Genomic DNA, 17,111 nt, shown 5'->3' on the forward strand with positions numbered 1-17,111 from the left:
GAGCCAAGTGCAGCGGTTGCTTGCCCCTCCCCGGGCGAACCAGGCCAAGTGAAGGCATCTGGCTATTCCCCCAAGGCGGTAACGCGGATCCGTCCTATACGTAGCCGTTCCATGGAGATGACCGTCAAAACGTGGCCATGCACCTCCACTTCATCCCCAACGCGGGGTAGCCGACCCAGACGATCCATCATGAAGCCGCCGACAGTCTCGTAGCGCCCCTCGGGAAGATCTACGCCGGACGCGAGCGCGAACTCTTGCAGAATGAGGCCACCGTCGACATCCGCCGAGCCTTCGTGGACATTGGTGCGGTCCTCGGGGTCGACCTTGGTGTCGTACTCGTCGTAGATCTCGCCGACCAGTTCCTCCACCAGGTCTTCCAAGGTGACGATGCCGTCGGTGCCGCCATACTCATCCACCACCAACGCGATGTGGTGGCCTTCCCTCCGCATACGCGCCAGCGAGGGCAGCACTTTGTTGGTACCCGGAAGGGGAAGGATCTCGCGGACAAGCTCCCTCACCGGCGTCTCAGCTGATTCTTCATCGCCCAGCATCAGGTCGCGGATATGTACAAACCCAATGACGTCATCCGATGTTCCGTCAGTGACCGGGTAGCGGGAATATGGGCCGTGACCAACCAGAGACCGGGCATCGGACAGGCTCATGCCGCCAGCAATGAAGGCCACCTCAGTTCGCGGGCGCATCACTTCCTGCAGGGTGCGGTCGCCGGCCCCGAACACGTCTGACAAGATGTTTCGACTGTGGGCCTCAAGCAGGTCGCTTTCGGCCACCATGTCCCACAACTCTTCGGACGTAACGCCTTCATGCTTCACCTCAGGGTCTCCTCCGAAGATTCGGACCACGGCGTCGCTGGAAACGGACAAGAACCAAATCACAGGCCTCATGAGCTGGGACAGCGCATTCAACGGTGGGGCAAGTGTCTTCGTGAAACCAACTGCGAATTGCATGGCAAGCCTCTTAGGGGCCAGTTCGCCCAGTACCAAGGACAGATAAGCCACCAGCAAAGTCATGCCGATAAAGGCCGCAGGTTCGGCCGCCGACCCCAGCCCCAAGCTCTCCAAAATAGGCTCCACGTCAGGGGCGATCGTGGAAGCGCCGTAGGCAGCCGAGAAGAAGCCCGAAAGTGTTACCCCGATCTGGACAGTGGACAAGAACCGGTTGGGGTCCCGGGCCAACGCGGCAATTCTGGCTCCACCCTGGCCTGCCTTCTCGATCTGACGCACCTGCGTCTCCCGAAGGGAGACAAGTGCCATTTCCGTCCCGGCGAAGACTCCCCCCAGCAGCACAAACAGAAGAACCAACAGAAAATTCACGAATGTGCCGCTGTCCATTACCTGACACTACCGAACCGGGCGAACTCCGGGGAGGCTGGAATCACAGGGACCGCGCAAAATAGCGAGCAGCAAGCACCTGCGGTGGCGGGCCGCGTTCAAGCCGGGGCTTTGTGCCCTACCTCCGGTAGGGGCAGGACCCTAGCCTTGAATGAGCAGAGCGGCGGGGCTGCCCGCCCAGCATGGGAGCCGAAAATGAAATCAACAACCATCAGCATCATTGCCGGGATCGCCCTGATGACGATGGGCATGATGTTGCTTCTCGATCAGCTTGGCATCGTGGAAGACGGAGTTTACGCGACGTTGCTCATCTTTGCGGCGCTGGGAAGCGTGTTTGTAGTCCTCTTCTTCCTCCGGCGCGACAACTGGTGGGCGGCTATCCCTGGTTCCGTGTTCCTCGGCCTGGCCGCAGTCATCGCTGCCACTTGGTTCACGGAGGGAAATGCTGTTGGCGCCCTGCTGTTCCTCTTCATGGCAGCCGGATTCGGAGCAGTATATCTGCGTGAACGTGCTTACTGGTGGGCCCTGATTCCGTGCGGCATCATGTTCGTATTGGCAGTAGTAGTCGCCCTCCCAGCTGAGCTGCAAGGCACACCTGTTGCCGCAGTCCTGTTCCTCGGACTAGCCGCAACTTTCGGCGTGCTATCAGTGGTCCCCGTCAAGCTTTCCGGTGGTACTGAGAGAATGAAGTGGCCGTTGGTTCCAGCCGCAGTGCTCGGATTGGTGGGTGCGGTTTTCGCTTTTCAGTCCGCCGTCCAGCTCATTTCCGGGGACGCCGCCGTCCTTGTGGTGGTGATCACGGCAGGCATCGTCTTGCTGGCCTACGGGTACCGCGCCCGTAACTCTGAACAGGGGCCTAGAGGAAGTACGACTCTCTGAGATGCGATGCAGCGCCCCGCCGCTGATGACACCAAGCGTGCCCCCGGAACGTTCGTCGTCGACCTCCACCAACACCGTGCTGGATCCGACTTCGTACCTCAGTACCTCTGTCACAAGGAAACGTCCCGGAGCTGTTCCAAGGCTTCGTCCGTGATGCCGGCATGGCCGAGATCCACGGAGATGGCGGCGCCGGGAACAGCAGCGTTGATCCTGCGGGCAACGGCGAAGATGACCAGGATGCTCTGCGTTGAGACCTTTCCGCGGACGATGATGCACGCTGCCGGGCAATCCGGCTCCACCTTCACCACCAACTGCAATTTCCCGCTGGTGTTGGAACGTTCTTCATAAACGCTTGCCGCCCGGTAGTGCAGGTGGTGCCCCCGTCCGCCTTTTCGCGAGCCATTTGATGGCATGCTCATGATCGGGAAGTCGTTTCTGTTCAGATGACGGGCCAAACCACCCGGGTCTGCCATTTAGCCGGGTCTGGCTCCTTTTCGGGGTCGGTCAGATAGAACTCCCACATGGTGTCCGAGGGCGTCATCCCTTCTGCGCTCATGCGCTCGAGGATGAGCGCGTACGTCTGCTCCAAAGTGTCGTAAGGTCCCTGGTGCACAGCTTCAAGAGCGTCCGACTCCGGCAGCAGGCCGCTGATAACCTCTCCGGCAGCGGAGAAATCAGGCGTCACGGGAAAGCCGGCCTCTACGTCGACGGTGTCCGTTGGCATCCCGTGGTACATGGCGAACGGTGGGCCGGTAGGACTGGCATTCTGCGCTTGGGTAGCGGCCATGACTGCCCCAAAGGCTCGGCCGAAGAATTCCGTGAGATTCGCCATGGGGACACGCTCGCGGACCACTGCAGTTGGCTGGTCGGCGGTTCGAATCACCGTGGGTTGCTGGTCAAGGATGCTCATGCTTCAAGACTTCCCTGATCGGGTTGCTGACAGTAGGGTCGAACGACTCTAAACAGGGGAAGAGGCGGTAGCTGCGCCGGCAGCCCCCGGGGGCGATTCAGCTATGCCGCCTCAAAGGCCTCCCTGATCCATTGCCTCACTTCGGCATCAACCATGCTGGGATTGTGGAGTTCCATGTGATGCATCCACACGGAAGGAGCGGGATGAGCTACTTCTTTGAACCTTGGGGAGTCGAGCTCATAGGGTAAAGCCAACGACAACACGGCCGGTATCCTCGATCGGACGTACTGGTCGGGCCGCCACAAATAGGCGAATTCACGATGCCGTCGAAGGGCGATCTGGCTCTTGGAGACGTGGACCTGAATATCACCGAGTCCACCGGCGAAGGAGAAGACGGCCTCGCAGATGGCCAGGCCTTGAGGAGACCCATCAAAAAAGGAAACTGCGTCCGGGGGAGGAGCTGCGGTCATAGCGCCCTTTGGAGGCTGCGCCGGAGGAGCCACGCACCACTCAAAAGGAGAGTTGCGGCCATCGCTGCCAGGACGCCCAGGGCAGGCAGGATGTCCGTGAAGGAAGCATCCCGTCGTTGGATGGCGGCCAAAGCGTCGTAAGCCCACCGATGCGGGGTGAGCCACGATATTGACTGTAGTGGTTCGGCGAAGAACTCCGGTGGCACCATGCAGCCTCCCAGTCCAGCCAATACGAGACCTGCGCCTATTCCGATACCTGTTGCGGCGCCGTCGTGATCCAAGAGCGAGCCGATGATCATGGCGCCTGCGGCGGCCACGGCGCTGAAGGCCACCAGGACCAGCGCAGTGAGCCAGAGGTTGCCCCAATCGACGCCGAAGAGCAGGGCGGTGCCAACCAGGATGTAAGCACCTTGTACTGATGCGATCCCGAACCTTCCCACTGCCTGTCCGGCAATCGTCTGACCGCTGGATACCGGTGCTGCCATGGTGCGCGAGATGACGCCGTACCGGCGGGCCTGGATCAGCGTGGCGGCGCCGGTCAGGGAACTGAGGAAGATGAACAGCAGCAGCTGCTGCACCGCTCCAAGATCGAAAACCCCAAGTCCACGGAACTCCTGCGCGGTGTTGTCGGTGTCGAGGATGTCTACCCGGGGTGCCTGGACAGCTTCTCGAGCCTGCGCCAAGGCGGCCGCCGCGGCCTCTGCCGGAAGGCCTGCCCGTTCCAAAGCTGCGAGCTGACTGTTTCGCATGCTGATGGCCTGCAGGGAACCCCTCACCTCCTGTAGGGCGGCTTGGGCTGATGCTTGCGACGCAGTAAGTATCTCCAGCTCCGCTCGGCGTCCGTCGTTGAATGCGGCGGCGGCTTCGGTGCTGATAAGGAGCCCGACGTCAGCCCTTCCGCGCCCCAGCTGTTCGCGCACCACTTGCGAGGTGCCGGATTCCACCTGCATGCCGTCGGCCACCAGTTGTTCCGTTACCGCGGATTCGAGCGCTGTTCCGGATCCTCCGGCCAGGGCAACCCGGGTTTCTGCACGGCTCGAACCGAACTGGGTGCCCAGCAACAGAATCAACAGGAGCGGGAAGATGAAGACGAAGAAGATGTTGGAGCGGTCCCTCAGGAAGCGCCGCACCTCCACGCCGGCGATGGCCAGGATCGCTTTCATGCCCTGGCTCCCCGGTCCGGCAGGAAACGGGAAACGAGGACGCACACAACCGCGAATCCCAACATCGTCATCAACGGCACGGCGATTTCTGGGACGCCGCCGCCGCCGGCCGAGATTCCAAGGCCCCGGATGAACGCTCCCACCGGGTTCAGGTCCATCAGGACCGCCATGAAACCTGACGCTTGGATGGGAAAGAAGGCACCTCCCGCTATACCCAACACCATGGCAACAATGGATTGCGCCACATTGGCTTGTTCGGCTGTCCGAACCACCTTGGCCACAATAAAGGTCAAGCTGGTGGCCGCCGCCGCTGCCCCGAGGACCAGCAAACCCACAACGGCAGGGGAACCGAAGTCAACGCCGAAGAGGAGCGTGCCACTGGCAAGCAGCACGGCACTGGCGACGACTCCCAGTGAAAAACCAGCAACCGCTTTGGCCGCGACAATGGTCCATTGCGGCACAGCTGTGGACCTGATCCGGCCGAGGGTTCCTTGTTCCTTCTCCGCCAGCAGTCCAAGAACACCGAATCCCACCGTGAACAGCAGAAACAACCCCGTTTGGCCGGCCACCAGGCCGGCCCGAAGCGACAACTGCCCAGCTGGCGCGATTCCTTCCGTGATATGGAGAATCGGTTCGCCGGCCACTACTGTCCGCCCTATGCCTGCCGCCGCATCAGGGGGGACTCCACCCAGTCTTGCGGCCGCCTCCGTTACTGACGCAGCGGTGAACTGGTCTACGATTCCGGTGACGATCGAAATCAGGACACTCGTCTCGAGGACGGACCCGCTGCCTTCGATAAGTTGGAGCGTGGACGGCTGCCCTGTAGCCAATGCGGAACTGAAGTCGGCCGGGATGACGATGCCCAAGGCGGCACCGGTAGTGCGGGTTTCGGAGCTCACAGCATCCGCTGGCACCTCACGGACAGTGACCTGCATGGCCTCGACCGACCCAAGCGAGTCCAGCAGCGCAGCTCCGAGCGGACCGGAGTCTTCGACGCTCGCTACGACCGTGGCTGGTTGCAGGTCGACGCTGCCGGTACCCAGCCGGCCAAAAGCCAAGCTCAGCACGCCCATCAGCGCCAAGGGGACGATCAGCGAAAAGATGAGCACCGATTTGTCCCTCAGCCGTTGACGAAAATCATTGCCGACCATGGTCCACAGCGCTCGCACGGTCAATCCCTGAGCGCTTTGCCTGTTAAATGCAGGAAAACTGATTCGAGATCCGGACGTGTCACGGATACCGATGCCAGTATCATTCCTGATCGGGCTGCGGTGGTAACGATGCCTGCGAGGAGAGCTGCACCGTCCGTGACGGTGAGGATCAACTCGGTTCCCCCTGAATCGGTGACGCGATGAACGCCGTCGAGTGACCCAAGTGCTTCAGCGGCTGCCGTGGTCCGACCGGTCCCCATGAGGCTGATCCGGTCCACTCCGCCGGTTAGCGTGATGAGCTCGTCCCTGGTTCCTTCGGCCTGGACCTGGCCTTGGTCAAGTATGGCTATCCGGTCGCAGAGACGCTCGGCCTCTTCCATGTAGTGCGTCGTGTAGAGGACAGCGGTGCCCTCCGTCGAGAGGTTTCCCACCGCCTCAAGAATCGAGTTCCGGGACTGAGGATCAACTCCCACTGTCGGTTCATCGAGGATCAGCAACCCGGGGCGGTGCAGCAAACCGATACCAATGTTCAAACGACGCTTCATACCACCTGAATACTTTTTGGTTTGTTCATCAGCCCGCTCAGTCAGTCCAAGGAGATCCAAAACTGTATTCACCCTGGAGGACAATTCCTTCCGGCCCAGGCCCTGGAGCCGACCGAAGAAGTTAAGGTTCTCGCGGGCCGTCAGATCCGGATAAATGGCAAGCTCTTGAGGTACCAGTCCCAGATGACGTTTTGCCGCAGTGCCTGCCGGGTCCATCCGGATACCGGCCACGTCCACTGATCCGGAATCGGCGGGGACCAGACCGGCCACCATGTTGATGATGGTGGTCTTTCCGGCGCCGTTCGGGCCCAGGAGACCGTAAGTCTCACCGGGGCGGATGGCGAAGGAGACGTCGTCGACGGCGGTCAGGTCACCGAATCTCTTAACGAGCCGGTCTGCCGACAAGACTGTTCCGGTGCGAGGAGGTGCCACCTGATTCTTCAAGAACGCACCAGACTATTCCAGGCCGGCCCGTGTTGCGTCGTTGAGTGACGTCCCCAGCGACATCGGTGCCGAAAGGTCGAATCGTCTCCCGGTTACCGAGGCCGGAACGATCCTGAAGAGGTGGTCCTGGCCCACTCCCTGCCACGGGAAAAGGGCTCGCCTGATCTCATCAAGTCGAGGGCCTTCGGACCCTGCCTCCTCAACTGTGCCTTTCACCACCACACTCCATGCAATCCCGAATTCGGCACTGACGGAGTCTGCCTCGATGGCTACCACGGCGTCATCCTCCATGGCCCACTGTTTGGTTCCCGGTCCGGTCCTGAAAACCACAGTGTTGTTATCCACCGCGAAGTTCACGGGAAAGATGTCAGGGTGGCCGTCGACGATCACAGAAAGCCGCCCGACGTTGGCCTCGCCAAGGAGCCTCCAACAATCGTCCGATTCAAGTACTTCTGCCTCAGGCACTATGTTTTTGTCGCTCATGCGGAGATCCTACGGCCGCTTTCCGGTCCCCAACAGGGCCCAAAGGCCCGAGTGATCCCGGAACGTCTCCCGCCGGCTCCGGGGAGGCGACACCAAGCAAAAGCAGGAGCAAACCTACTTCCGCCAAGCCAGCTCCAAAGTAGACCGCCTGCAGTGCACTGAACGGGATCAGTGCCATTTGGACAAAGATCCACACGAGGATGGAATAGCCCGCCGTGGCCGCCGCCACGGATGCCAGTCCACGTCGCCGAAGGAGCAGGACGAACGCCAACGTGTGTGAGCCTCCTACAATGATGGCCAGCAGAAGCCCCGGAACCAGGTAGGTGCTGAACGGAGACCCCTCCAGGTATTCCTCGGGCAGCTGAAGCCCGGGCGGTAGAGCGCTCTTGTCAACTCCCGGCCACGATCCGACAGCCATGACCAGGCCGCCGGCAATCGATGTCGCCGCGACTGACGCTTGCACGGTCAGAAGCATCACTCGAATCATCGTTCCTCCTAAGGGGTGCGGTGTGGAAGAGATGGTTCATGACCGGCAGATAGGTGATTGCTCCCTGCCCTGCGAGCTGGACCAGGACTCCGGTGACAAACCATGATGAGCGGAGTCCGTGGTGCCGTGATTCAGCCTGGCGGCCATCCCTAAGCAACCAGCAATTGGTCAAGGGTCACGAAGCCGTATCCGGCCGTCTTGATCTCTTTGATAATGCCGGGCAACGCGTCAGCATCCAGGGTAGTTCCGTCTTCCGGATTGGAACCTATGTGCATCAGGATGATGGCGCCGGGGCGAAGTCCGTCAACAACGCGCCGAAGGACTGTTTCCTCAGTTACTCCGCCGCTGGTTCCCTTCCAGCCGAGAGTGTCCACGCTCCAGCGCACAGCAACATAGCCGAGCCTGTTGACGGTGGCGATGACCCGGGAATCCCGTTCGCCGAACGGGAACCTGAAGAACGGCCGGGGATCGCCGCCCGCAGCCAGGATCGCTGCTTCGGCTCCCCGAATCTCCTCTGTGATCTGCGCATCCGTCAGCTGTGTGAAACCCGGATGACTCATCGAATGGTTACCCAGTCGGTGTCCGTCCGCCAAGATGCGGTCCACGCTCCCGCTGTTTGCCTGCACCCAGCTGCCGGTCAGGAAGAATGTTGCCTTCACCTGCTCCGCTGTAAGGGTTGACAGAATGCTCGCCAGGGCAGCTGAGTTGGCCCCCGCGTCAAACGTCAGAGCGACCACATTCCCGGCCCCCGGCAGTTCCTCAAGGTCCCGTCCCAACAGTGCTTCCGGCAGCGCTGCAACCGGCGGTCCACCGGTCTCAGATTCACCAGGTTCAGGCCCAACGCTCGGGGATTCATCCGGCTCCGGCGACACCGTCGAAGCACTTGGCGTAGGTGAAACGGAATCGGCGGTTGCGGTCGGCGTCGACTTTGCTGACGTCGTCGTTAGCGCTCCCGGTACCCCCTGCGGTTCCGCCGTGATCAACAGCGTCAGCCCCACGGCGAGCACCGCCATGGCTGCCACAACCACGACGGCGGCCACTTGCCGTCGTTCGTTTCTTCGCGACGCCGGTGCTACTCCGGATGCGCGGCCGTTATTCACGGCAGGCCGGCCGTCCCGTCAGCGTTCGGGGGCTGGAGTGGCTCGGGTTCGAAGGCACCCTGATCCAAGCGGAAGGGCGGATACTCGTCGCGCAGTAGGGCGCCGTAGACGAGCACACGGTAGACCCATCGGTTGATGCCCATGATGAAGCCGAACAGCGGGCGCGGGTAGCTGCCGGTGAACAACAGGATTACCAACGCGATGAGGACCAGTAGACCCAGCAAGGACAGTCCTCCGCCGCGATCGTTGACCACGCCGGCGGGTCCGTCCTCGGTTCTCCAGGCCCACGTCGCCGTTCCGGTGAACGCCCCCACGATCAGCAAGTGCGGTATGAGCAGCAACCAGGACTTTACAAGAACCAGGCCCCGGGAGAGGCGGGTCGGATAATCCACCTCCACGTTCGCCGGGTAGTCCTTCCGGGAGAGGCTGAACGGAGGATAGTGGTCGGTCCCGCCTGCGGCGTAGGCATAGAAGGCCACGCGCCAGTTCCATCGGAGGACGCCAACGTTGAAATGAAAGAGGGACAGCGGGTAGCGGCCCGTGAAGAGGATGGCGAACCAGGCAATGATGCTGGTGACGGCGAACGCGAACCAGAGGAAGAACAGCACGAAAAAATGGGGGATGGCGAGGAACCATTTCACCAGCCACATCCATGGCGACAGTGCGGGGTCCAGCTGGCCAGTGAAATGAAGCGGTGAGTTCATGGGCCTTGCCGGAGTGGAACCTTGTGCTAGCGCAGAGGTCGAAGGTGGCTGCCCCGGCGATCCTCCGCCACGGCCCAAACCTACGGCGCCCAACACCAACAGCGGCACGCCGATGAGTACGGCCGCGAGGCCCCCGAACAGCAGGCCTGTGGCTGCGGGCTTGATGAGGTCGGAACGAAAACCGGCTTGCAGGTCTGCGGAGACCCCGCCACTGGCGTCAGCGTTCATCACCACCACCGTCCAATTACCGGAGGCTATGTTCCAGGTAAGCTCTTGCTCGCCCGGCCCGGAGGCTGAAGCTGCCCAGAACTGCCGGCCACCGGGCGGTGCGGGGGTGGATGATCCTGGAATGTCCCTGTAAACAGGCCGGAAGGGTTGGAACTTCACTTCACGCAACTCGGTATGGTGTACTCCTGCAAGGTACGCTTCCACCTCATTCTGGGGGGCGATGCCGATGAAGACTTCGCGGCCAGGATCTGTCGCAATGGCACGGAGCCTGAGGGTTCCGACGTCGAAGGGAAGCCTTTCGGGGGTGCCCTCGCCCACGGCATCGAGCTGGGGGGAGACCAATGCCCGGGACGAAACCGTGTAGCGCTCAGTGGGGGAGGTGAAGAAGGCTCCGTCGTTTTGGGAAGATGCAAACCATGCCGCTACCGCGCCTGCCGCTGCCAGTGTGAAGCCGACCAAGGAGAGAACAATACCGACAACAAGAAGGACAATATGACCTGGCTTTTTCATGGCTAGAGTTCTTTCCGGTTGAAGATCAACGAGGCAATGCCGACGGCCGCTGCAGCGGCGGCGATGCTGCTCACTGCAGGCGCGCCGGCCGCCGGTCGCTCTGGAGCTGCTGGGACGGCCATCTGCCCTGTGGTCATCTCAATGGCCCTTTTCGGGGGAGTGGACCACCAGAACGGGGCAGTGCGCGTGCGCGACGCACGCCGAACTGACCGAACCCAGGAGAAGTCCCCCAAAACCACCGTGACCGCGCCGGCCTACCACCAGAAGTGACGCATGCTTGCTGCCTTCAACGAGCCCTGCACGGGGCGAGCGTTGAACGAGTCGGGAACTAACGTTCCTGGGCTTCTCAGTACCGAAAGCCTCCACCACTGCCTTATCGAGTCGCTCTTCGGCATCATGGGCAAAACCATCTATGCCCATCGCCAGATATCCCTCGTATCCCAGCGGCATCTCCCAGCACCCCCACGCTTCAAGCGGTGCGTTGAGAGCCAAGGCAATGCGCTGTCCTTGGCGTAGCGCCTCCACCGATGCTTGGGACCCGTCGACGCCAACAATGATCTTGCTCGGGTCAAGCCAGCTTGCCATCACGCACTCCTCTGGGTTGTATACGCTTTGGCAATGGCCAGGAGTTCTTCACCCCACGCAGTTGCGCGGGACGTCTCCCCATCAAGCAAGGGCCCCTCAGTTCCCTTGACGTAGAAGGCCATGGGCTTGGCAATAACGCTGGCTCCGGCGTCTTTCAGGGTTTTTGTGATCTTTTTGGCCGCATCGCCATGAATGAACAACTTGACTCTCGTATCAAAGCCGGCAGCAACCACTCCGGAAAGTCCCCGGCTAGCTACACGGGACAGAGCCTCCATCGTCTTCTGGGTCGGGCGCCAACCATTGATGGGGCTTCCCACCACCAGTAGGTCACCGGAGGAGATATCTTCGGATCGGAGCTGTCCGACGGGCAGCACTTTCGCGTTGAGTGAGTTGAGGCCCGCTGCAATGGCCTCGGCGATCGACTTCGTGTTGCCAAAGCCGGAATCGTAAACGACGAGTGCTTTCATGACTGTTCCTTTTTGTTCTCGTGGGCGTTTGTCCGGGAGCGCTGTCTTCCGCGAAGGGGGCGGTCACCTATGAAAAGGGTTGCCCAGTACGTTCCTCCACCCATGATGAGGAATCCCAGGACACCCAGTGCCAGGCTGCTCAATGGGAAACTCACCAACATCAATCCGAGACCGGCAAGGGCAGCAAGGACACCGCGCCTTATGCCCTTCCAACGGCACCGACCAAGGTCTTCCAAGCTCATGAGTGCTGCCAGCCTGGGATCCTCTGCCAAAAGAGCCTGTGAAATGTTGTCCAGTTCGAGCCGCTCGAACTCCGAAAGTGCCATGGTGTGCCTCCTGCCTTCCCTCCCAGCATGTGTGGTGTCGGAATCAGGAAACAGGGCCGAAAGTCACTCCAGGGTTCGGGACCAAAGACTCTGCCCGGGTTGTCCCGCGCCGCCCAGAATCAAGGCATGCAGCCAGCCAGCGAAGAGTCACGTGTCAAATGGTTTGAGGACATCGGAATGGGGGATGTTCCCGAAGTAGGCGGTAAGAATGCATCACTGGGCGAGCTCACCACATCGTTGAGCTCAGCGGGGGTTAAGGTACCCGACGGCTTCGCAACGACGTCCGGCGCGTACAGGAAGTTCTTGGCTGCCAATGGACTCGAATCTGTCATCAGTGATTCCATCAGTGAACTCAGGTCAGGGAGGTTGTCTCTTCGTGATACGGGATATGCCATTCGAGAGTCGATGTTGGCCGGGGAGTTTCCGGGCGGGCTTATCGAGAGCATCAGGCAGAACTATCGGCGGCTTGGCGAACGAGCCGGGCAGGAGCAGTTGGCAGTAGCTGTTCGCAGTAGCGCAACGGCAGAGGACCTGCCGGATGCCAGCTTTGCCGGGCAACAGGAAACATTCCTGAACATCTCAGGTGAGAGCGCACTTCTGGACGCCTGCCGACGTTGTTTTGCCTCCCTATTCACTGATCGCGCCATTAGCTACCGGGAGATTAAAGGGTTTGGGCACTTGGACGTGGCACTGTCCGTGGGTATCCAGCGCATGGTGAGGTCCGACGTCGGTGCTTCAGGAGTGATGTTCTCCATCGATACGGAGTCGGGCTTTCCACAGAGCGTCGTCATCAGCGCGGCGTGGGGATTGGGCGAGACTGTTGTCCAGGGAACCATCAACCCGGACAAGTACCAAGTGTTCAAACCACTGCTGGATAACCCCGCTCTGGTGCCCGTGATCGAAAGATCCGTGGGATCCAAAGAACGGAAGATGATTTACCGCCTGGGTGGGACCGTCTCCACGAGGATGGTGGAAACCACAGACAAAGAACAACGTGCCACTGTTCTCCCGGATCACGACATCATTAAGCTCGCGCGCTGGGCCGTGTCCGTGGAAAACCACTACGGACGTCCCATGGACATGGAGTGGGCCAAGGACGGCATCACAGGCGAGTTGTTCATGGTGCAGGCGAGGCCGGAAACAGTTCAGGCCCAAAAAAGCGGGACGCTCTTCCGCATGTACCATCTGGGGCAGGATGGCCGTCTCCTGGCATCCGGTGCCGCGGTGGGGAATTCCATTGCCGTGGGCCCTGTGTGCATCATCCAGGATGCCAAGGACATCGAGGCGTTTGTTGATGGGGCCATTCTGGTAACCCGGATGACGGACCCGGACTGGGTTCCGGTGATGAAGCGGGCAGCCGGGATTGTGACCGACCATGGGGGACCTACCAGTCACGCGGCGATTGTGAGTCGTGAGCTAGGCGTTCCCGCTGTGGTGGGCACTGGCGACGCGACTGACGCGCTGGCAGGTAGGGAAGTTGTCACGCTCTCGTGCGCCGAAGGAGAAGAGGGACACGTCTATGACGGGATGCTGGACTTCGACGTAGAAGAGGTGGACACCGGGAGCCTTGCCACAACGCGCACGGACATCATGGTCAACATCGCCAGCCCGGCCGCAGCTTTCACCTGGTGGCGTCTTCCTGCGGCAGGAGTCGGTCTCGCGAGGATGGAATTCATCATCAACAACTTGATCCGTGTTCATCCGATGGCCCTTATCCATCCCGAGCTGGTGAAGGATGAAGCCGAGTCCGGAGTTATTAAACAACTGACCAGGGACTACACCAGCCCCGAGGAATACTTCGTCAGTGTCCTTGCCACAGGCCTAGCCAAGATTGCTGCCCCTTTCCATCCGAAACCAGTGGTTGTCCGGCTCAGCGATTTCAAGAGCAACGAGTATGGACATCTCATCGGAGGCAGCTTCTTCGAACACCATGAGGAAAATCCCATGCTGGGATTCCGAGGGGCTTCCCGTTACTACGACAAGCAATACCGTGAAGCTTTCGCGCTGGAATGCCGGGCCGTGAAACGCGCGCGTGAAGTGATCGGGTTCTCAAACGTCATCGTCATGGTTCCTTTTTGCCGAACAGTGGACGAAGCGGACAAGGTGCTCAACGCGATGTCGGAGAACGGACTTGTGCGTGGAGAGCATGGGCTGCGCATCTACATGATGTGTGAGATCCCCTCCAACGTGGTGCTGGCGGAACAATTCGCCCATCGCTTTGATGGTTTCTCTATCGGCTCCAATGATTTGACCCAGTTGGTGCTTGGCGTAGACCGTGATTCAGAACAATTGGCAGGGCTCTTCGATGAACGCGATGAAGCCGTCACCACCATGATCTCGGAGGTCATCGGGAAGGCACATGCAGCCGGAATCCGGATAGGGATTTGTGGCCAAGGTCCAAGCAACCATCCGGACTTTGCGGAGTTCCTTGTTCGAGAAGGCATTGACTCGATTTCACTGAACCCCGACACCTTCATCCGGACAGTCCCCCTGGTTGCTGATGCAGAAAAGCACCTCCGTACGGCTTTGATAGTCAGCGATCCGTGTTGAATCAGGGGTGGGACTTCCGGCCCTTATGCCGCCACCCAGCTGCGGTCATGCTGGTGGAAGGCATAGTGGGGGGACCGATGATGCCGTGATCAGCAAGTGCAGAAGGAGCGGCCCCATGAACGGGACCTTTGAGCTTTTTACGGATGACCAAGCAAACGTCAGGTTCCGGTTGCTGCGACCCGGCACATGCGCAAGGCTGGTGAATGATGATCGACAGCACCTCTGAGACACCGGACCCGGTCAGACCTCAACGCCCGTCGGAGGCGGTCGAGCCAGAGAAAGGAAATAATGCCCGGCCACTGCAACGCGGAAGGCTTCCTTCAATCCCACAGAATCCGTTGGTTCAGCAGTTGTTCCGGCTGGGCAAACGCCGCGAGGACGCGGAAGCGAAACTAGAGAAACGGTTTGCCAAGAAAAGGAGAACCTGACGTCCAAGCACGGTCACGTTGACCCCTCATAAAATCTTCAGCACTGCGGCGCCGGTAATCCTGGGGTTGGCGAGGTCGTCCAGTGCGCGGTCCGCTGCTGGGAAGTCGTATGCAGTGGTAGTAGGAATCAGGGGCATGTCGGCTGCAAGGGCTAGCAATTCCGATCCATCAGCCCCGGTGTTGGTCGTGACGCTGCAGATTTGTTTCTCGTAGAAGAGTTCGTCGGAGTATTTGACGGCGGGTATGTCAGTGAGGTGGATGCCTGCGATCGCAAGAGTTCCGCCCCTGTCCAGCGACGTCGTGACCTTCGGCCCTGTTCGAGGGGCGCTGTTCACGGCATTCTGGCAGGACCTATCGTCACAACTGTCAGGAGGGCAGCATGGAGCAGGAAGGATCATGGGGCAGGATCGTTGTAGGTGTGGATGGTTCCGAGGCATCCATTGAGGCACTTCGCGAGACACAACGCCTCGCCGTGCCTTTGGGGGCATCCGTTGAGGCCGTAGCGTATTGGGATTTCCCGCCGGTCTACGAGGGCTATGTGGCCGTGGGGATCACGGGCTTTGAGGAAGCTGCCGGGCAAGTGCTGAAGGAGTCGGTTGAAAAAGCATTCGGCATTGACGTGCCGGACAACGTCAGTTCCCATCTGGAGCAAGGTCATCCTCGGCAAGGACTGATCAAAGCCAGCCGCGGAGCAGAGATGGTAGTGGTCGGCAGGCGTGGCCACGGTGGATTCGGTGGTCTACTGATGGGCTCGGTCAGCTCCGCCTGTGTCGCTCACGCACATTGCCCGGTTCTTGTAGTGCACACCCCCGAAAAGGAAGCATGAAATGAGTGTTCCCAGCCCAGAACCTGTACGCATCGATGGTGCCCGCCACGTCAGCGAAGACCTTAGTGAGGTGCAATGCTGGGAGCGTTTGCGTGTGCAGGACACAGGAAGGGTAGGTTTCGTCCACCATGGCAGGGTGATGATCTTGCCTGTCAACTATCTGGTTCACGATCGTGCCATCTACTTCCGCACCTCTCTGGAAGGGTTGATTGGTGGGCCCGTGGCCCGAATGCAGACGTCGTTCCAGGTCGACGAGGCCAGGGCTGACCGAAGCGAAGGATGGTCGGTGTTGGTCAGCGGCTCCTCGTCCCATGTTGTTGACCGGGAGCTACTCACGCGCCTGTGGGGTCATATGACGGCAGAACCGTGGGCCGGTGGGGACAGAGGTCTCTTCGTTTGTATCCAGCCCTCCATCGTTACAGGCAAGCACGTATATCTCGCCTAGCTTGCATGGGGAAAGTGCGGGTTTTGCCCGGAAAAAAGGCGAAACCCGCACTTTCTGTGCCCCCAGTTCGGAGAATAGCTGCTGCCTTCAGCCGGAGTGCTTGACCGGACTGATCCGCGCGATAATCGTGGGACACGGCAATTTGGTGAGAACCGCGTGCGCTGTCGAACCCAACAAGAGGCGTTTGAAACTGCCCCGCCCGCGGCTGCCAACCACGAGCAATTGTGCAGTGGCCCCGGCAGCGAGCAGTGCTTCGGCGGGCCGTGTGTGGGTGTCGAGGACTTGGTGTACCACCAAATCCGGGTATTTGTCTGCTAAGCCGGCGACAGTCTCGGCCAGGACGACGCGCTCTTCTTCCGTGATGACCTCGAAGTAGTTGGTGTGGGGTACACCGCGGGTAACCCACGGTTCCGGTGTGAGGAAGGCATGGAGAACAGTCAGCTCCTGGCCTTGGCGGTCGGCCTCAGCCGCGGCGAATGCGACGGCCTGTGTGGACTCTTCAGAACCATCCACCCCGACCACAATCCCTTTGCGGTTTGTCATGTCGTGCTCACCGATAACTGCTACGGGACAACGCGCAACGGCAGCAACCTGTAGAGCGCGATCGGTCAGGGAACCGCCAACCCAGCCATGGCCGGAACCAATGACCACCATGGCGGCCTTTTTAGACCTCTTGCCCAAAGCGTAGCCGGCTCCGCCAGAGACGAGGTCGGTGGTGACATTGACGGTGGGTTCCATCTTGGCGGCCCGGTCCTTGGCGGCAGCAAGAAAGTTGATGCCGGATTCCCGGATCCACTCGTTGTATCCCACAGAATCGTACGCCCAGCGGTCATCCACGGCATGGACAAGCTGTACCGGCAGCTTCAAGGCGGCTGCCCGATGCATGGCCCACCCCATGGCAGCCTCGCTGCTGGGTGAATCGTTGACGCCTACGACAATTGCTTCATTCATGGCTGGGCCCGTTCTTCGTTGATTGGTTCCCCGGACGTCGGCCCGGGTCTTGTTGCCAGTTTGCACCGGGTTCATAGGGCAGGTTAGGGCCGGAAGTCCTTCTTCCGGTG

21 protein-coding genes are annotated in these 17,111 nt (G+C 60.5%); 4 read left to right on the plus strand and 17 right to left on the minus strand.

All coding sequences use genetic code 11. The features are described 5' to 3' along the window. Nucleotides 1-62 precede the first annotated feature (62 nt). The gene (locus RIF72_RS02725) at nt 63-1,349 is read right to left on the minus strand and encodes a hemolysin family protein (RefSeq protein WP_309073329.1); all 1,287 of its coding nucleotides are present in this window, start codon (nt 1,347-1,349) and stop codon (nt 63-65) included. Nucleotides 1,350-1,544: 195 nt separating this feature from the next. Here RIF72_RS02725 and RIF72_RS02730 point away from each other — a divergent pair, with 195 nt between their 5' ends. Continuing rightward, entirely contained in the window at nt 1,545-2,228 is a 684-nt protein-coding gene (locus tag RIF72_RS02730; protein ID WP_309073330.1) for a hypothetical protein, read from the plus strand. 110 nt (nt 2,229-2,338) lie between these two features. Here RIF72_RS02730 and RIF72_RS02735 read toward each other — a convergent pair whose 3' ends face one another. The 14 genes from RIF72_RS02735 to RIF72_RS02800 all read right to left on the minus strand — a co-directional run bounded on the left by RIF72_RS02735 (nt 2,339) and on the right by RIF72_RS02800 (nt 11,801). After that, nucleotides 2,339-2,647 (minus strand): hypothetical protein, encoded by a 309-nt coding sequence (locus tag RIF72_RS02735; protein WP_309073331.1) that lies wholly within the window; start codon nt 2,645-2,647, stop codon nt 2,339-2,341. A 20-nt stretch (nt 2,648-2,667) separates the two neighbouring features. Then, nucleotides 2,668-3,138 carry a GyrI-like domain-containing protein gene (locus RIF72_RS02740; RefSeq protein ID WP_309073332.1) on the minus strand — a complete coding sequence of 157 codons (471 nt, stop codon included), beginning with the start codon at nt 3,136-3,138 and terminating at the stop codon, nt 2,668-2,670. A 101-nt stretch (nt 3,139-3,239) separates the two neighbouring features. After that, nucleotides 3,240-3,608, minus strand: coding sequence for a DUF5655 domain-containing protein (locus RIF72_RS02745; protein WP_309073333.1), 369 nt, complete (start codon nt 3,606-3,608; stop codon nt 3,240-3,242). Continuing rightward, nucleotides 3,605-4,771, minus strand: coding sequence for an ABC transporter permease (locus RIF72_RS02750; RefSeq protein ID WP_309073334.1), 1,167 nt, complete (start codon nt 4,769-4,771; stop codon nt 3,605-3,607). Before RIF72_RS02750 ends, RIF72_RS02745 begins: the two co-directional genes overlap by 4 nt. Then, nucleotides 4,768-5,940 carry an ABC transporter permease gene (locus RIF72_RS02755; RefSeq protein WP_309073335.1) on the minus strand — a complete coding sequence of 391 codons (1,173 nt, stop codon included), beginning with the start codon at nt 5,938-5,940 and terminating at the stop codon, nt 4,768-4,770. The genes RIF72_RS02750 and RIF72_RS02755 overlap by 4 nt, the downstream gene beginning before the upstream one ends. Nucleotides 5,941-5,942: 2 nt before the next feature. Further along, nucleotides 5,943-6,899 carry an ABC transporter ATP-binding protein gene (locus tag RIF72_RS02760; protein WP_309073336.1) on the minus strand — a complete coding sequence of 319 codons (957 nt, stop codon included), beginning with the start codon at nt 6,897-6,899 and terminating at the stop codon, nt 5,943-5,945. A 24-nt stretch (nt 6,900-6,923) separates the two neighbouring features. Continuing rightward, a complete protein-coding gene (locus RIF72_RS02765; RefSeq protein ID WP_309073337.1) occupies nt 6,924-7,394 on the minus strand; it encodes a pyridoxamine 5'-phosphate oxidase family protein in 471 nt (156 codons plus the stop codon). Beyond that, entirely contained in the window at nt 7,369-7,881 is a 513-nt protein-coding gene (locus RIF72_RS02770) for a hypothetical protein (RefSeq protein WP_309073338.1), read from the minus strand. The genes RIF72_RS02765 and RIF72_RS02770 overlap by 26 nt, the downstream gene beginning before the upstream one ends. A gap of 149 nt (nt 7,882-8,030) precedes the next feature. Next, nucleotides 8,031-8,981, minus strand: coding sequence for a polysaccharide deacetylase family protein (locus RIF72_RS02775; RefSeq protein ID WP_309073339.1), 951 nt, complete (start codon nt 8,979-8,981; stop codon nt 8,031-8,033). Continuing rightward, complete coding sequence (locus tag RIF72_RS02780) at nt 8,978-10,423, minus strand: DUF4389 domain-containing protein (protein WP_309073340.1); 1,446 nt, start codon at nt 10,421-10,423, stop codon at nt 8,978-8,980. The genes RIF72_RS02775 and RIF72_RS02780 overlap by 4 nt, the downstream gene beginning before the upstream one ends. A 2-nt stretch (nt 10,424-10,425) precedes the next feature. Beyond that, the gene (locus RIF72_RS02785; RefSeq protein WP_309073341.1) at nt 10,426-10,560 is read right to left on the minus strand and encodes a hypothetical protein; all 135 of its coding nucleotides are present in this window, start codon (nt 10,558-10,560) and stop codon (nt 10,426-10,428) included. Between the two features lies 1 nt (nt 10,561). Then, nucleotides 10,562-11,008 carry a universal stress protein gene (locus tag RIF72_RS02790; protein WP_309073342.1) on the minus strand — a complete coding sequence of 149 codons (447 nt, stop codon included), beginning with the start codon at nt 11,006-11,008 and terminating at the stop codon, nt 10,562-10,564. Then, nucleotides 11,008-11,475, minus strand: a complete 468-nt coding sequence (locus RIF72_RS02795) for a flavodoxin domain-containing protein (RefSeq protein WP_309073343.1) — start codon at nt 11,473-11,475, stop codon at nt 11,008-11,010. Before RIF72_RS02795 ends, RIF72_RS02790 begins: the two co-directional genes overlap by 1 nt. Then, entirely contained in the window at nt 11,472-11,801 is a 330-nt protein-coding gene (locus RIF72_RS02800; RefSeq protein WP_309073344.1) for a DUF3040 domain-containing protein, read from the minus strand. Before RIF72_RS02800 ends, RIF72_RS02795 begins: the two co-directional genes overlap by 4 nt. Before the next feature lie 126 nt (nt 11,802-11,927). Here RIF72_RS02800 and ppsA point away from each other — a divergent pair, with 126 nt between their 5' ends. Further along, the gene (gene ppsA, locus RIF72_RS02805; protein WP_309073345.1) at nt 11,928-14,351 is read left to right on the plus strand and encodes a phosphoenolpyruvate synthase; all 2,424 of its coding nucleotides are present in this window, start codon (nt 11,928-11,930) and stop codon (nt 14,349-14,351) included. A gap of 454 nt (nt 14,352-14,805) precedes the next feature. On the opposite strand, the gene RIF72_RS02810 is transcribed toward ppsA, so the two are convergent. Beyond that, complete coding sequence (locus RIF72_RS02810; RefSeq protein ID WP_309073346.1) at nt 14,806-15,114, minus strand: hypothetical protein; 309 nt, start codon at nt 15,112-15,114, stop codon at nt 14,806-14,808. Between the two features lie 44 nt (nt 15,115-15,158). On the opposite strand from RIF72_RS02810, the gene RIF72_RS02815 reads away from it, so the two are divergent. Beyond that, complete coding sequence (locus tag RIF72_RS02815; protein WP_309073347.1) at nt 15,159-15,605, plus strand: universal stress protein; 447 nt, start codon at nt 15,159-15,161, stop codon at nt 15,603-15,605. A 1-nt stretch (nt 15,606) separates the two neighbouring features. Next, complete coding sequence (locus tag RIF72_RS02820; protein WP_309073348.1) at nt 15,607-16,050, plus strand: pyridoxamine 5'-phosphate oxidase family protein; 444 nt, start codon at nt 15,607-15,609, stop codon at nt 16,048-16,050. Between the two features lie 87 nt (nt 16,051-16,137). On the opposite strand, the gene RIF72_RS02825 is transcribed toward RIF72_RS02820, so the two are convergent. Further along, nucleotides 16,138-17,001: a universal stress protein gene (locus RIF72_RS02825; RefSeq protein WP_309073349.1), complete on the minus strand. Its 864-nt coding sequence runs from the start codon at nt 16,999-17,001 to the stop codon at nt 16,138-16,140. Nucleotides 17,002-17,111: the final 110 nt, after the last annotated feature.

It is taken from the genome of Paenarthrobacter sp. (assembly GCF_031180005.1).
GTDB lineage: Bacteria > Actinomycetota > Actinomycetes > Actinomycetales > Micrococcaceae > Arthrobacter.